Raw genomic sequence first — 15,076 nt, forward strand, 5'->3', positions numbered from 1 at the left:
GGACTTGAAGGGGGTCGAGGTGGCTCAGGCTGTGCCGCGATGCAGCGTTGCGAGAAACCCTGCTGCCCCGACGAACAGGCTGGCAAACGTGCGGTTCAGACGACGTTGCTGGCGAGGCGTTTTCAGCAGGCGCAGGACCTTCGATGCCAGGCCGGTGTAACCCGCCATCACGATAAGGTCGACCACCACCATGGTCGCCGCGATGATGACGTACTGGATGAACAGCGGAGCGGCCGGATCAATGAACTGCGGCAAAATTGCCAGGATGAAAATCAGTGCCTTGGGGTTACTGATATTGACCAGAAAGCCGCGCATGACCAGCGTCGCCGGTTTGCCGACAGGGCGAACGGCCGATTCGTCACCCAGGTCGGTGGGCAGCGCACGCCACTGTCTGATGCCGAGGTAGACCAGATACGCCACACCGAACCACTTGATCAGCGTGAACGCCATCTCGGAAGCCGCCAGCACTGCACCAAGACCCGCAGCGACAATCGCAATCTGTGCCACCAGCGCGATCTGCAAGCCGAGGGCATTCCAGTAGCCACGCCAGAAACCGTATTGCAGGCCACAGGACATCGACGCAATAGCACCTGCGCCCGGTGAAAGACTGATAATCCAGCAGGCCGCAAAAAAGCCCAGCCACGTTTCAAGCGCCATCACGCACCTCAAGCAAAGTCGAATGCCCGATAAATTAGTGGTTAGCGCGTTGGAAGGCTAACTATTTTTAATCCTGCTCATCCGGCTGCTTCGCAACCACCATCTGCGGGAACAGGTCACTGCCGCGCCAGCGGCGTACCGCCTTCTGGAAGAACTGGCTATTGGGCACCTGAACCAGCGCGCCACCGGCTTCCGGGGTTTCTATCAGGGTGGTGAACATCAGATTGATGGCGACCACCCGACCCTTTACACCGGGCTTGTCCAGCGTCTCGACCAGCTCGACCATGTCTCCGATACGGAATGGGCCGATGGTAAAGATCAGAATGGCGCAAAGCAGGTTCGACAGCACGCTCCACATGGCGAAAAACGCCACCGCCGCGACCGCGACGAAACCGGACAGCGCCGTCCACAACACGGTGGCCGAAACCCCGAGCCGGCCCAGGACGAAAACGAAAGCGCTGCCCATGATCAGCCAGCGCAAGCCACCGCGAACCGGTACCAGCAGCTCCGGAGGCAAAGGGTAACGCTCGCCCAGACCGGTCAGAAAACCACCCACGATGCGTTGCAATACGTAACCGGCCAGCAGGATCAGCAGAATCTGTACACCGATCAGCAGCGGTTCAAGCCAGTACGCGGATACCGGCAGGCCCAACATCTCCATCACTCTTTTGCCTCACTCACGACAACGCTTCCAGTTCGGCCTGCATTGATTCCAGCAGTTCCAGCGCCTGCATCCAGGCATCTTCCAGCTCGGACTCACGTACTTTCAGCTTTGCCTGCTCGGCCAGCAGATCGCGCAGCTTGTCCTTGTTGGCCGCCTCGTAATTGGTGCTGTCCGCCAGCGCCTCTTCGACCTTGGCGAGTTGTTCATTCACCACACCCAGATCACGCTCCAGCTTGTCGGCTTCACGCTTGTGCGGGGCCAGTTGCTGGCGCAAGGCTGCTGCCTGCTGACGCTGGGCTTTCTTGTCAGTCTTGTCGGCATTGACGGGCGTGGTGCTGACCGGCGCGTTGCGCAGCCGGTAATCGGCCAGCCAGCGCGTGTAATCATCCAGATCGCCGTCGAATTCCTGCACGCGGCCATCGGCTACCAGCAGGAAGTCATCGGTCGTGCTTTTGAGCAAGTGCCGATCGTGAGACACCACCAGTACCGCGCCGCCGAATTCCTGCAGGGCCATGGTCAGTGCCAGGCGCATCTCCAGGTCCAGGTGGTTGGTCGGTTCATCGAGCAGCAACAGGTTAGGTTTTTCCCAGGCAATCAGCGCCAGCGCCAGACGGGCCTTCTCGCCACCGGAGAAATTCAGCACCGGCTCATCCAGGCGCGCGCCACGGAAATCGAAACCGCCGAGGAAGTCGCGCAGCGTCTGTTCGCGTTCAGTCGGTGCCAGGCGCTGCAAGTGCAGCAAGGGCGTGGCTTTGGCATCCAGCGAGTCGAGCTGATGCTGGGCGAAATAGCCGACGGTGAGGTTTTCACCCCTGACCAGCCGACCACTCTGCGGCTCAAGCTCGCCAGCCAGATTTTTGATCAGCGTCGATTTGCCCGCGCCGTTGGGGCCAAGCAGACCGATGCGTGCGCCTGGCGTAAGTTGCAGCTTGACCTTCTCAAGGATGGTCTTGTCGCCGTAACCGAGACGCGCGTCGGACAGGTCCAGCAATGGGCTGGAAATCTTGTCGGACTCACGGAAAACAAAGTTGAACGGCGAATCGACGTGCGCGGCAGACAGCTCTTCCATGCGCTCCAGTGCCTTGATCCGGCTCTGTGCCTGGCGTGCCTTGGTGGCTTGAGCCTTGAACCGCGCGATGTATTTTTCCATGTGCGCGCGTTGCGCCTGCTGCTTTTCGTAGGCCTGTTGCTGCTGGGCCAGACGCTCGGCGCGGGCACGCTCGAATGCGCTGTAGCCACCGCGATAGAGTGTGATTTTGCGCTGCTCGACATGGGCGATGTGATCGACCACAGCATCCAGAAAGTCCCGATCGTGGGAAATCAGCAGCAATGTGCCGGGGTAGCCCTTGAGCCAGTCTTCAAGCCACAGAATGGCGTCGAGGTCCAGGTGGTTGGTCGGTTCGTCGAGCAGCAGCAGGTCCGAAGGGCACATCAGCGCTTGCGCCAGGTTCAGGCGCATACGCCATCCACCTGAGAAACTGCCGACTTGACGCTCCATCTGTTCGTTGGTGAAGCCCAGCCCGGCCAACAGCTTGCGTGCCCGCGCGTCAGCGGTGTAACCGTCGGCGCTGTCCAGCTCCGCATGCAGACGCGCCTGAGCGGCACCGTCCTGCGCGGCTTCTGCGTCGGCCAGCAGACGCTGAACCTCACGCAGACGCTCATCGCCATCGAGTACGTAGTCCACGCCCAGGCGTTCGAGCGTGTCGACCTCCTGGCGCATGTGCGCGATACGCCAGTCGGCGGGCAGCAGGCAGTCACCGGCATCGGGCGTCAGCTCTCCGCGCAGCAAGGCGAACAGGCTGGATTTACCGGCACCATTGGCACCGATCAGGCCGGCTTTATGGCCGGCGTGCAGGGTCAGCTCGGCGTCTTCTAGCAGACGTTGCGGACCACGCTGTAAGGTAAGGCTTTGAAGTCGAATCATAATGGCGGCGGAGTCTACCAGCTTCGTCCTGAACAGGTGGATCACTATGCCTTCAGCGCTCTGGAGTTTCACCCTCGATTTCTACGCCCGGCCAGGCGTGGAACAGGCTTGTTTGACGCTGCAAGCCAACGGGGCCAACGTGTGCATGGTGCTTTGCGGTGTCTGGCTCGGTACACGCGAAGTGGCTTGCAATGCACAGCGGGTGGCGCAAATAAGACAAATAGCGACACCCTGGCACGATGATGTCGTGCGTCCACTGCGGGATTTACGCAATCAGTGGCGTGTCGAGGCACATGAGGACGCGGCGCTGAAGGCGTTGCGAATGAAGGTCAAGGTGTTGGAACTGGAGGCCGAACAGAGCCTGATGATTAGGCTTGAGGCACAGGCCGGAGACTGGCCCGCGGGTGAGGCGAGAAACGCAGAAGACTGGCTGGTCGAGCTTGCTGACGGGGACCCGGAAAAAAACCGCGATGCGCTGCAGGTGCTGCGCATCGCGGTTGATCTTGCGGTCGACCAGGCTTAGGAAGCGCTGGTTGGCGTTGCGCCGTTGGCAGGTGTTGCCGGTGCCGCGGCTGGCGCAGCAGGTGCAGACGTCGCTGGCTTGGCTGCAGCAGGTGCGGGCGTGGCCGGTTTGGCGGCAGCTGGCTTCGCTGCAGGCTTGGTTGCTGCTTTCACGGGGGCCTTGGCGGGTGCTTTGGCCGGGGCCTTCGCAGGTGCTTTCACCGGAGCTTTCGCCGCAGATTTGGCAACCGGTGTTTTTGCAGCGGCAGGTTTGGCAGCGCTGCTTGCGGTCGTTTTGGCCGCAGGTGCTTTGGTGACAGCAGCTTTGGCAGCTGGCCTGGTGGCGGCAGGCTTGGCCGCAGCAGCGGGTTTGGCAGCCGCTGTTTTTGCAGTGGCGGGCTTGGCTGCTGCAGTTGCCCGTGCGGCAGGCTTGGCAGCCGCTTTGACCGGGGCCTTGGTTGCTGCAGGCTTGGCTGCGGGTTTGGCGACCGCTTTGGCAGCGGCCACTTTCACAGGTGCTTTCGCTGCGGTTTTTGCCGGCGTTTTTGCCGTAGCAGCGCCAGGCGCCTTGGCTACGGCTTTGGGGGCCGCTGGCTTGGCATTGCGAGTGGTCAGGATCTTGCCGACCGCCTCTTTCACACGGCCAATACCCTGGGCCAGCTTCAGGCTCTCTTGGGCATCGCGCTTGAGGTGCAGAATGTAGGTGCGGGTTTCGGTCTGACGATCCTTGAGGGCATCGAGCAGCTCTTCCAGCTCGGACACGGCGGCTTTAGCCTTGGCCTGCGCCTTGGATTTCCCGGCGGTGGCAGCGTCCTGCAGTTTGATGCGGGAGTTGTGCAGTTTCTCCTGCGCCTTGCCGCGTTGTTTCTCAAGCTTGGCGAGCAGTTTCTCGGCATCAGCCAAGGCTTGGGAACAGGCGTCTTCCAGATGTTCAAGCAAGCTGCCCGATAATTGTTGGAGCAAATGCAACGGAGTATTTACTGGCTTCTTTTTGGCCGACATGACTTACCTCCTGGGTGACGAAATTGCGGCTCATACTAGGCTTCTGCGCGCATCGCCGCTAGGGCATCTTGACAGCATCCAGGGGGCGCTGTTGCATAGTGCAAAAAATGATTGTCCGACACGATGCGCAGGCATTGTGAAATTCACTTCGCAAGACTCGTCACTACACGCGCTGGCGCTGGCATAATCGCTGCCTTCCCAGGCCGGAGAGCATTAATGTCGCGCTACCTGTTAACGTCGTTGTTCCTCTTGCTACCCCTGGCTCAGGCCGCCGAAGCGCCACCTGCGGCCAATGACGGTCACGATCTCGCCTACAGCCTGGGCGCAAGCCTCGGTGAGCGCTTGCATCAGGAAGTCCCTGACCTTGATCTCAAGGCCCTTGTCGAAGGTTTGAAACAGGCCTATCAGGGCAAGCCGCTGGCGCTCAAGCAGGAGCGTATTGACCAGATCCTGCGCGAGCATGACGCAGCGATTGCGCAGGCCGAGACCGCAGGCACGGACGCGCCTACCGAAGCAGCGCTCAAGGCGGAGCGCACCTTCATGGACAGCGAGAAGGCCAAGCCGGGCGTGAAGGTATTGGCCGACGGCATTCTCATGACCGAGCTAACGCCTGGCACGGGCCCCAAACCTGATGCCAACGGAAGGGTTGAAGTGCGTTATGTGGGGCGTTTGCCGGACGGTACGATCTTCGATCAGAGCACTCAGCCACAGTGGTTCCGGCTCGACAGCGTGATCAGCGGCTGGACCAGCGCGCTGCAGAACATGCCGACGGGTGCGAAGTGGAGGCTGGTGATTCCGTCGGATCAAGCCTACGGTGCCGAGGGGGCTGGCGACCTGATCGATCCGTTCACACCGCTGGTATTTGAAATCGAGCTGATAGCCGTTTCTCAGTAAGCAGGTTTAGCACCGGAACCCAGACATGCGAAAGGGTACAGAAGCACCCTTGGCGTTCGTAGCTTTTGCACCGGATTGCTCACGCCTGAGCGGCAATCTCTTCCTTGTGGGAATTGTGCAGTACTTCAATCAGGCAGTCTTCCAGCTCGAAACGCTCGTGCAGCAACTGCCCCAGCTGGTTGAACTCCTTGGCCACCACCGTGGCGTCCGAGCAGTCGCCTTTGTCGCAGCGATCATTGAACGCCAGCGCAAACTTGGTGATCACGTCCAGACGCGGATAGATCGTGTCCGCCAGCTCAAGGCCACGCTCGTCGTTGAACGCACGGGCTTCATCACCCAGTTGTTCGTACACCTCAAAGTGCCCGGCCGAAACGTAATCGACCAGAACTCCGCAGAAGTTTTGCAGGCCTTCGCGATCAGCCGCCAGCGCCTGGGGCGTATCACCCAGCGCATCATAGGCCTCGATCAGTTCGAGACGACTTTGAAGCCAGCGATCAATCAGCTTATTGACTCCGCCCCAGCGTTCCTGAGCATTCTGACAACTTTCCAGCATGGTCTTCTCTCTTCCCTTCAGGGGCATGCGGTCCTGGGCCGGTCGCGGGAGTTAACCCGGACCTGGCCTGAATAGATGCGTCAGGACAGCATTTCCAGTGACGCGTGCGGCCCAGATTATGCCCGCTCGACAAGGCCATCAAGGTACGCAGGAGATAAAGTTCATACAAGCGTTTAATACTCGCCCCGATCCCTGGTAGCAAGCCAGTGACTGAATTCGCTGAAAAGAGGGTACAGCGGTAACAGCGAAAGACCTGTAAATGCCAGCAGGCTCCACTCTGGCAGGCTGATGCCGAATAGCGTCCAGGTGATTTCGGCGCAAAACATTGCATCGCTTCGCAGCCGGTCAATGCACATGTCCAGAGAAAGCAGGCTCAGTACGTGCTCCAGTCTGGTAATGAAAGGTATCAATTGATCGGCCGAGGCGGTTTGCAGCCATACCTGGGCGGCTGCCGTGACAAGCCCGGCCAGTGCGATCAGCAGAAAACCCAGGCTGTAGCGACGCATGCCTGTCGGGCCAGGCGCATGGCAGGCTGCGCATAGCGCCAGCACACCGCAGGCGATGAATCCGGCTCGTTGCACCAGACAGAGAACGCAGGGGTCGAGGCCGAAGGTTTGCTGCAGGTAGAAGGCGGTGCCAATGATTGATGCACAGGCCAGCGATGCCAGAAAGAACAGGAAGCGTGTGCGAGCCAGATACATGGCAAATCCGTAACAAAGGACGAGGCGATTACGGTAGAGGAAAGGGCGTGACGCATTCAAGGTGGCGGCGTACGGATACTTCGCTGTTTACCGAGGAAAACAAGCACACCGCTGCGTGGTTCCTTTACACATCAATGTAGGACGATTCGTTCGCAGCTCGTCTGCTGGCCGCCGAGGCAGCACGGAGAGCCCTCGCACGGGGCTCTCCGGCAGATTCATGCCTTGGTCAGCGTCGGTACAGGGCGTGACAGAAAACGCTCGTCGAGTAGCCCCAGACCTTCCTGAAACAGTTTATTGCTGCGATCTGTCTCGCCCAGCTGGGCCAGCAGACGAGCCAGTTCTGCGCAGGTCTCGGGATTGCGTTCAAGACGCAGGCTGCTTTCCAGGTAGTCCCGTGCTTTACCCCACAATCGGCTTTGCAGGCAGATACGCCCCAAGGTCAGCAACAGGCTTGGGTCTGCCGGGTGATGCTTGAGCCAGCCCTCGGCCGTCTGCAGCTGTTTCAACGGATCGCTGCCGCGTACCAGGCCATACAGACGCGCGAGGTGGCTGTTGTACTCACGCTTCAGGGCGGTGCGAAGCACCTCTTCAGCCTGCGCTTCGGCACCCAGGCGGCGCAATTGATCGGCATACGCCAGCACCAGTTGCGGCTCCTGACGTTGCGCCGAAGCAAGTCCTTGCCAGGCGCTCTCCAGTGAAGGCAGCCCGGTGGGTGTACCTTCAATGCCGTCACGGTAAGCCGCCAGCGTCAGGTTCTCACCCCAGGCGCGACGCTCCAGTTCGGCCAGCTCCTTGGCTGGCAACACCTTGTCTTTGCGCAGCTCCGGCATCAGGCGGACAACGTCGGACCAGTCGCCGCGTTGCTGATAAAGACGCTGCAACTGACGAAGCACCTGAGGGTTGTGCGGGTGACGCTCTTTCATCGCCAGCAACGTGGTGAGCGCACCTTCGGTATCGCCGCGATCCTGCTGCAATTGAGCGTGATTCAGAGCAATTGCCAGTTCGGCTTGCGGCTGGCGTTCCAGTGCCCGCTCCAGCAGCGCGTCGCAGTCTTCGTAACGCCCTTGCTCATTGGCTGCGCGTGCGGCACCGAGGTAGTAAAGCAATGGATGGGCATCGGCTTCGGCCGCCCGTTGCAGATGGCGTTGTGCGCTGGCCCAGCGGCCCTCGGCAAGGTCCATCTGGCCATGCTCGATAGCCAGTTGCACACGGCGACGGCGGTTGCGACGCGACCAAGGGTTGACCACGCGGCCTGACGTCGTCAGTAACGTGATCACCAGCCTCAGCAGGGCGATTACCAGCAGAACCGCGACCAGCAGCGCCAGTGTCGCCCACAGGCTCGATTCATAGCGGAAGTTCTGATAGGCGATCAGTACGTAACCGGAATGCTCGGCAACGGCGACACCGATCAGCGCCGCAGCGGCGACAGCGATGAACAACAGCACATAAAAGCGCTTCATCGGCTGGTCCCCTGTTGCGCCTCGGCTGGCTGGCCGGCGGCATGACGGCGTTCAAGGTATGCCTGCACCGAGCTCAGGCTTTGCGCCAGGTCAGGGGTCTTGACCGATACCGGCTGGCTGGCCAGGGCCTCAAGCCCTTGTGCAAGCACTTTGCTCTGAGGATCGTCCTGATCGAAGTTGGCCTTCAGAACGCTCTGCGCTTCGGTGATTGCCTTGGTGTATACCTGCGGCTCCCCGTTCAGTGCCGCCCACTGGGCCTGCTCCAGCGCCAGGCTCAGGGCCAGACGCACCTGCGAAAGGCTTTGACCTGCCAATACCGGGCGGATGTCCTTGTCGGCGTTGAAATCGATACGGAAGTAATGGGAAATCTCGTCCCACCATTGCGACCATCGGCTTTGCTCGGTCTTGTCGTCGGTCAGCCCCAGCAGCGACTCGCCCTTGTCTTCGTATTCGGGTGCCAGCTTGTTGAGCTGAACAGCCTGTTCACGCAGAGCAGCCAGTTGCAGAAACAGCCCGGTGCGGTCTGGCTGCTCGACGCTGCGCAACGCGGCAAGGCTCTTGGCCAGTTGATCGCGAGCCGCGAAGGAGCCAGGATCGTCCTGCTCACGCAGAATTTCGTCGGCGCCCTGGACCAGTGCCTGAGCACTGTTGATGTCCTGCAATGCCGAAAGACGCAGGCTGGCCAGACGCAGCAAATGCTCGGCTTCTGCCAGACGCCAGTCCTTGCGGCTCGCGCCCAGCACGGTTTCAAGTCGCTGGCTGAGGCGCTGCTGATCGCCCTGCAATTGCGCCACAAGACGTCGACTGTCTGCCAGTTGGTCGGCGGGCGGAAATTGTGCGAGACGTGCACTCAACTGCTGGTCATTTTGAGCCAGCACCAGCGTCTGCTCGGCGATGTCCTCGACCTGGCCACGCTGTTGCTGATGGCCGGCCTGCAGCATGCGCAGTTGCCAGACTCCCCAGCCTGCAACGGCGATACCGGCGATGCCGAGCAGCAAGGCCAGGAATACCAGGCCGCTGCTGCGGCTGCCGGTCCGCTCGGTGCGTACAGGTTCGGGCTTGGATGCAGGCGTTTTCAACACCGATTCTTCGTCTTTAGGCAAGGCTGTTTCGCTCACGTATCCCATCCTTTGCATTTTGGCGTAATAGCGTAAACGACAGGTGTCGATCATTACGCCTTGACGGCAGGCTGAGGTTGATCCCGCAACGCTGCCAGCAATGCCGTGGCGCTGGCGCCACGACAATCAATAACAGTCCGGGCTCCGGCTGCCTGCGCAATGCTGGCAACCCGGGGGCTCGGTACAAACAGTGGCAAACCGGCCAGGTCCGACCATGAATCACCAGCCAGCTGAAGCAAATGTTCAAAACCCTGCCCACTGCTGACCACCAGCCCGTTCAAGCGTTCCACCGCCACACGTTGCGGCAGGGTTCCAGGCGCATACTGCGGCAGGTAGCGACGATACAGCGGCAGGTAATCAACCCCTACCCCCAGCGTGCGCAATTGCTCGGCCAGCAATTCGCGTCCTTCGTCACCCCGGATGATCAGCACGCGGCTGCCCGGTACGGCGATCGCCTGTTTCAGGCGCGGAAGTCCGAGCAAGGCCTCACTGTCATCGCCCTGCTCCGGCCAGCTTGCATCGAGCCCGTAATCGATGAGTATCTGCCCGGTTGCTGAACCCACACTGAACCAGGGCTGCATGGGTGGCTGCGGCCATACTTCATCGATCAGTTCGACGGCCAGCCGCGCGGCAGGTTTGCTGACCACGATGACCGCACAATAATCGAGCAGCTCGAAAATGATCGCACGCTGTGCAGGCGTCAAGGGCAGAGGCTCGGTTTCAAGCAAGGGCAGGCTGCTGCTGAAGATACCGGCCTGGGCCAGCACGTTTGCCAGCGCCGCCGACTCCTCGGCCGGGCGGGTCAGCAACAGGCGCCAGGTGTTCATTCGTTGTTGGCCTCGCCGTATACCGCTTTGAGGATCTCGGCAGCACCCTGAGCCAGCAATGCGTCGGCTACCTGCACACCCAGCGCCTGGGCGGATGTCTGTGGTGCGCGGGCTTCGGCATGCAGCAACAGACTTCCAGATGGATCGCCAACCAGCCCGCGCAGCCAGACATCGTCGCCCTCCAGCACGGCGTAGCAGGCGATAGGCACCTGACAGCCACCATTGAGGTGCTTGTTCAGCGAACGCTCGGCAATCACACGCACAGCGGTGTCTTCGTGATGCAAAGGCGCAAGCAGTGCATGAATTTCGGCATCGACGCTGCGGCATTCGATACCCACAGCGCCCTGACCGCCTGCTGGCAGGCTGTCGTCGACGCTGATTGCCGAAGTGATGCGATCCTCAAAGCCCAGACGAATCAGGCCTGCGGCGGCCAGGATGATCGCGTCGTACTCACCGGCATCCAGTTTGGCCAGACGCGTATTGACGTTACCGCGCAGGAAGCGGATCTGCAGATCGGGACGACGCGCCAACAGTTGTGCCTGACGACGCAAGCTGGAGGTACCGACGATACTTCCCGCCGGTAATTGGTCCAGGCTGGCAAAGGTATTGGACACAAATGCATCGCGCGGGTCTTCGCGCTCGCAGATGCAGAACAGGCCCAGACCTGGTGGAAAATCCATCGGCACATCTTTCATCGAGTGCACGGCGATGTCGGCGTTGTCTTCCAGAAGGGCTGTTTCCAGCTCCTTGACGAACAGGCCCTTGCCGCCGATTTTCGACAGGGGAGAGTCGAGCAGCTTGTCGCCACGGCTGACCATAGGCACCAGCGTCACGAGCAGGCCGGGATGAGCCTGTTCCAGACGGGCCTTGACGTATTCTGCCTGCCAGAGTGCCAGCGCACTTTTGCGAGTGGCGATGCGGATTTCGCGAGAGGACATTGAACAATCCGTACTGAGTGAATGCGACGGATAATAACAGCTCAGTCAGGGCGGCTTCAGTGCTGACTGAAAACTTGCACCAGCCCACTGACGTCGATCAATGAACCGGTCAAGGGTGAAGGAGGCCGGAAACGGCCGCCCGCAGTTGAACCGAAAAACACACAGACCCGCTACCCCTGCCCGTTCCGTGACTCGGCTCTGATGCTCAGGCTCCAGGGTGGGGAGCCCTAGAGCTGCTGCATCATCTTGCGGACACCCGCTACGTGACGGCGACTGACGATCAATGCGTCGCCGTTGAGCCCCCTCAGAAACAACTGGAAATGCCCAAGCGGCGTACGCTGCAACCGCTCTATTCGCTCGCGGGCCACCAGTGCGTTGCGGTGAATGCGCACGAAGCGGTCACCGAATTCGTCTTCCAGCGCCTTGAGTGGCTCGTCCAGCAACACTTCGCCGCCCTCGTGGCGCAGGGTCACGTACTTGTGATCGGCAATGAAGTAGATCACCTGATCCAGGGGGATCAGTTCGATGCCCTTGCGGGTTCGGGCGCTGATATGGCTGCGTGGCCCCGATCCGCTTTCGGCAGCCGGACGAGTCAGCGCCGCCAGTTGCACGCGGTTCGGTCGCTCGGCCTTTCTCAGCGCTTCGACAAGGTGCTCGGAGCGTACCGGCTTGACCAGATAGCCGACCGCACTGACCTGAAAGGCTTCCAGGGCGAATTCATCGTGGGCGGTGCAAAAAACGACGGCAGGCGGTGCTTCCCGCTCGCACAGCCGAGCGGCAACCTGCAGGCCATCGAGGCCCGGCATGCGGATATCGAGCAGCACCACATCCGGTTTGTGAGTTTCAATCAGCGCCAGGGCTTCTTCACCATTGGCGGCGCTGGGTTCCAGTACTCGATAACCTTCGATCTCATTGACCATGCGGCTCAATCGCTCGCGGGCCAGGGGTTCGTCATCAACGATCAGGACATTCATATAGCTCTGGCTTCCTGCGTGAGTCTCGCACAAGGATAGCGTAGACAGGTGTAGTGACGACCGTCACGGCGCTCCACGCTCAGACTGGCGTGCGGGCCAAAAAGTGCCGCAATACGTGCGCCTATATTCGTCAGAGCCTGCTGAGTACCGTTGGAAGTCTGCCGATTGGCAACTTCTTCATAGGGATTGCTGACGCTCAATATGAACTCTCCCCCTTCATAATTCGCTTCGACCGTTACAACGCCCCCTTCGACCCGCGGAGCAATGCCATAAATCAAAGCGTTTTCAAGTAATGGCTGCAAGGTTAGCTGGGGAATCGGCAAATCATCGGGAATTGCGCTCACCCTCCAGTCCAACTGTAGACGCTCGCCAAGACGATATTGCTCAATCGATAAATATCGTTTTGCCAATGCCAGCTCCTCGCCCCATGTCACCAGACTGCCAGGCTTGGCCAGACTGGCGCGAAACAGGTCGGAAAGATCCAGTACCGCCTGCTCTGCCTTGATCGGGTTGCTGGCAACCAGACTGGCGATACTGTTGAGGGTATTGAACAGGAAGTGCGGGCGGATTCGCGCCTGTAGCGATTCGATCCTTGCACGCAGCTCGCCCTGTTGCTGTTTGCGCCACTGACTCTGCAGATAGAAATAGCGCAGCATCAGAGCGGACATGATCAAGGCAATCGTCGAGTAACGCAGGTAGCGTTCAACCATCCCGCTGACCGAAATCCGGCCGGTGAGCTGGCAGACATCCGTGACGGCTGTGCACAACAGTGTCAGGCCCACCACCAACAGACAACTGAGCATGCCGGCCAGTCCCGGCGTCAGGCGCGCCAGCAAGGGCCGCAAACCACACAACAGCGCTGCGGACAGCAGCACGATCCATTGCACGAACAGCGACATCAGTGCCAGACGTATCCAATCGAAACCGCTGCGCATCGGTTCTACCAGTACCAGAACCAGCACCAGCAGCTCCGCCAGTACGACGAGCACCAGCAATGCCTGCGGCAGGCACAGTTCCGGGAGAAAAAAATCTTTGCCGGGTGCAGCCCGGGCATCATGTTTCACAGGTTCGATTCGCATGGCTCCAGTCTCTGCCCTGGCCTCGCCAGCGGCAAGCTGTCCGGGGATAAAAATGCATCAACCCTGTTATCATCGCAATCGCCCTTGTGCCAGGTATCGGGCACGCCACTTTCTGTTAGCAACGAGCGAATCCATGAGCACCGACAAGACCAACCAGTCCTGGGGCGGCCGCTTCAGTGAACCCGTCGACGCGTTTGTCGCGCGTTTCACTGCCTCCGTCAATTTCGATCAACGTCTGTATCGCCACGACATCATGGGCTCCATCGCCCATGCCACGATGCTGGCCAAGGTGGGCGTGCTGACCGACGCCGAGCGTGACACCATCGTTGACGGCCTGAACACCATCCAGGCCGAGATCGAAGCCGGCAATTTCGAGTGGCGCGTCGATCTTGAAGACGTGCACATGAACATTGAAGCACGCCTGACCGACCGCATCGGTATCACCGGCAAGAAACTGCACACCGGCCGCAGCCGCAACGATCAGGTCGCCACCGATATCCGTCTGTGGTTGCGTGACGAAATCGATCTGATCCTGAGCGAAATCACGCGTCTGCAGCAAGGTCTGCTGGGCCAGGCCGAGCGCGAAGCCGAAACCATCATGCCTGGTTTCACGCACTTGCAGACCGCCCAGCCTGTTACATTCGGCCACCATATGCTGGCCTGGTTCGAAATGCTCAGCCGCGACTACGAGCGTCTGGTCGACTGCCGCAAGCGCCTCAACCGCATGCCTCTGGGCAGCGCTGCGCTGGCGGGCACGACCTACCCGATCGATCGCGAGCTGACCTGCAAGCTGCTGGGTTTCGACGTGGTAGGCGGCAACTCGCTGGACGGCGTATCGGATCGCGACTTCGCCATCGAATTCTGCTCGGCCGCGTCTATCGCGATGATGCACCTGTCACGCTTCTCCGAAGAGCTGGTGCTGTGGACCAGTGCACAGTTCCAGTTCATTGATCTGCCGGATCGCTTCTGCACTGGCAGCTCGATCATGCCGCAGAAGAAAAACCCCGATGTTCCGGAACTGGTTCGTGGCAAGAGCGGCCGTGTATTCGGCGCCTTGATGGGCTTGCTGACCTTGATGAAAGGCCAGCCTCTGGCCTACAACAAGGACAATCAGGAAGACAAGGAGCCGCTGTTCGACGCCGCCGACACCCTGCGTGATTCGTTGCGTGCGTTTGCCGACATGATCCCTGCGATCAAACCAAAGCACGCCATCATGCGTGAAGCGGCGCTGCGCGGGTTCTCGACCGCCACCGATCTGGCCGACTATCTGGTGCGTCGTGGTCTGCCGTTCCGTGACTGCCACGAAATCGTCGGTCATGCCGTGAAGTATGGCGTGGACACCGGCAAGGACCTGGCGGAAATGAGCCTGGAAGAGCTGCGTCAGTTCAGCAACCAGATTGAGCAGGACGTGTTCGCCGTGCTGACCCTGGAAGGCTCGGTAAATGCACGTAACCACATCGGCGGCACCGCCCCCGAACAGGTTCGCGCCGCCGTAGTACGCGGTCAGGAGCTGCTGGCCGGGCGCTGAACACTCCTTACCCACCCTGGCCTGGCCCCTGATCATCATTCCCACGCGCTGCGTGGGAATGCCTTTCTTCCGACCCTGAACGTGCAGTGCGGCACATATGTGTGACGCAGAGCGTCACGAACTGCATGCCCACGCGGAGCGTGGGAACGATAATCAAAACCGTGCCTTCAGCCAAACTGCTCTAAAACGCTTTTCAACCGAGATCGCACAGACGACGCAGAATGCGACGTAAGTAATGAAGGAACCCGACGAAGTC

15 protein-coding genes are annotated in these 15,076 nt (G+C 60.4%); 3 read left to right on the top strand and 12 right to left on the bottom strand.

The genetic code is table 11. The annotated features are described in order from the left end of the window. Positions 1-24: 24 nt before the first annotated feature. The 3 genes from ALO80_RS24400 to ALO80_RS24410 form a co-directional block, all read right to left on the bottom strand. A complete protein-coding gene (locus ALO80_RS24400) occupies positions 25-657 on the bottom strand; it encodes a LysE family transporter (protein ID WP_055010851.1) in 633 nt (210 codons plus the stop codon). Positions 658-724: 67 nt separating this feature from the next. Beyond that, on the bottom strand, positions 725-1,318 hold the full coding sequence (locus ALO80_RS24405) for a mechanosensitive ion channel family protein (RefSeq protein ID WP_055010852.1): 594 nt from the start codon (positions 1,316-1,318) through the stop codon (positions 725-727). A gap of 16 nt (positions 1,319-1,334) precedes the next feature. Beyond that, positions 1,335-3,245, bottom strand: a complete 1,911-nt coding sequence (locus ALO80_RS24410) for an ATP-binding cassette domain-containing protein (RefSeq protein WP_055010862.1) — start codon at positions 3,243-3,245, stop codon at positions 1,335-1,337. Positions 3,246-3,291: 46 nt separating this feature from the next. Between ALO80_RS24410 and ALO80_RS24415 the strand changes: the two genes are divergently transcribed. Next, positions 3,292-3,768 (top strand): TIGR02444 family protein, encoded by a 477-nt coding sequence (locus ALO80_RS24415; protein ID WP_055010853.1) that lies wholly within the window; start codon positions 3,292-3,294, stop codon positions 3,766-3,768. Here the strand turns inward: ALO80_RS24415 and ALO80_RS24420 are convergent. Next, the gene (locus ALO80_RS24420; RefSeq protein WP_055010854.1) at positions 3,765-4,748 is read right to left on the bottom strand and encodes an AlgP family protein; all 984 of its coding nucleotides are present in this window, start codon (positions 4,746-4,748) and stop codon (positions 3,765-3,767) included. The two genes, ALO80_RS24415 and ALO80_RS24420, sit on opposite strands and share 4 nt — an antisense overlap. 216 nt (positions 4,749-4,964) lie before the next feature. On the opposite strand from ALO80_RS24420, the gene ALO80_RS24425 reads away from it, so the two are divergent. Next, positions 4,965-5,642 carry an FKBP-type peptidyl-prolyl cis-trans isomerase gene (locus ALO80_RS24425; protein ID WP_054988211.1) on the top strand — a complete coding sequence of 226 codons (678 nt, stop codon included), beginning with the start codon at positions 4,965-4,967 and terminating at the stop codon, positions 5,640-5,642. 79 nt (positions 5,643-5,721) lie between these two features. Here the strand turns inward: ALO80_RS24425 and ALO80_RS24430 are convergent, their stop codons facing one another. The 8 genes from ALO80_RS24430 to ALO80_RS24465 form a co-directional block, all read right to left on the bottom strand. Continuing rightward, positions 5,722-6,195, bottom strand: coding sequence for an Rsd/AlgQ family anti-sigma factor (locus ALO80_RS24430; protein WP_055010855.1), 474 nt, complete (start codon positions 6,193-6,195; stop codon positions 5,722-5,724). A gap of 173 nt (positions 6,196-6,368) precedes the next feature. Continuing rightward, positions 6,369-6,896: a disulfide bond formation protein B gene (locus tag ALO80_RS24435; protein ID WP_055010856.1), complete on the bottom strand. Its 528-nt coding sequence runs from the start codon at positions 6,894-6,896 to the stop codon at positions 6,369-6,371. A 215-nt stretch (positions 6,897-7,111) separates the two neighbouring features. After that, the gene (locus ALO80_RS24440) at positions 7,112-8,356 is read right to left on the bottom strand and encodes a heme biosynthesis protein HemY (RefSeq protein ID WP_055010857.1); all 1,245 of its coding nucleotides are present in this window, start codon (positions 8,354-8,356) and stop codon (positions 7,112-7,114) included. Then, positions 8,353-9,474 (bottom strand): uroporphyrinogen-III C-methyltransferase, encoded by a 1,122-nt coding sequence (locus ALO80_RS24445; RefSeq protein WP_055010863.1) that lies wholly within the window; start codon positions 9,472-9,474, stop codon positions 8,353-8,355. Before ALO80_RS24445 ends, ALO80_RS24440 begins: the two co-directional genes overlap by 4 nt. A gap of 53 nt (positions 9,475-9,527) precedes the next feature. Further along, positions 9,528-10,301 carry a uroporphyrinogen-III synthase gene (locus ALO80_RS24450; RefSeq protein WP_055010858.1) on the bottom strand — a complete coding sequence of 258 codons (774 nt, stop codon included), beginning with the start codon at positions 10,299-10,301 and terminating at the stop codon, positions 9,528-9,530. Continuing rightward, entirely contained in the window at positions 10,298-11,239 is a 942-nt protein-coding gene (hemC, locus tag ALO80_RS24455; RefSeq protein ID WP_054988206.1) for a hydroxymethylbilane synthase, read from the bottom strand. Before hemC ends, ALO80_RS24450 begins: the two co-directional genes overlap by 4 nt. 227 nt (positions 11,240-11,466) lie before the next feature. After that, complete coding sequence (locus tag ALO80_RS24460; protein ID WP_054988205.1) at positions 11,467-12,213, bottom strand: LytR/AlgR family response regulator transcription factor; 747 nt, start codon at positions 12,211-12,213, stop codon at positions 11,467-11,469. Continuing rightward, positions 12,210-13,292, bottom strand: coding sequence for a sensor histidine kinase (locus ALO80_RS24465; RefSeq protein WP_055010859.1), 1,083 nt, complete (start codon positions 13,290-13,292; stop codon positions 12,210-12,212). The genes ALO80_RS24460 and ALO80_RS24465 overlap by 4 nt, the downstream gene beginning before the upstream one ends. Positions 13,293-13,425: 133 nt before the next feature. Here ALO80_RS24465 and argH point away from each other — a divergent pair, with 133 nt between their 5' ends. After that, positions 13,426-14,820, top strand: a complete 1,395-nt coding sequence (gene argH, locus ALO80_RS24470) for an argininosuccinate lyase (RefSeq protein ID WP_055010860.1) — start codon at positions 13,426-13,428, stop codon at positions 14,818-14,820. Positions 14,821-15,076: the final 256 nt, after the last annotated feature.

The sequence above is a fragment of the Pseudomonas caricapapayae genome, assembly GCF_001400735.1.
In the GTDB taxonomy this organism is placed as follows: domain Bacteria; phylum Pseudomonadota; class Gammaproteobacteria; order Pseudomonadales; family Pseudomonadaceae; genus Aquipseudomonas; species Aquipseudomonas caricapapayae.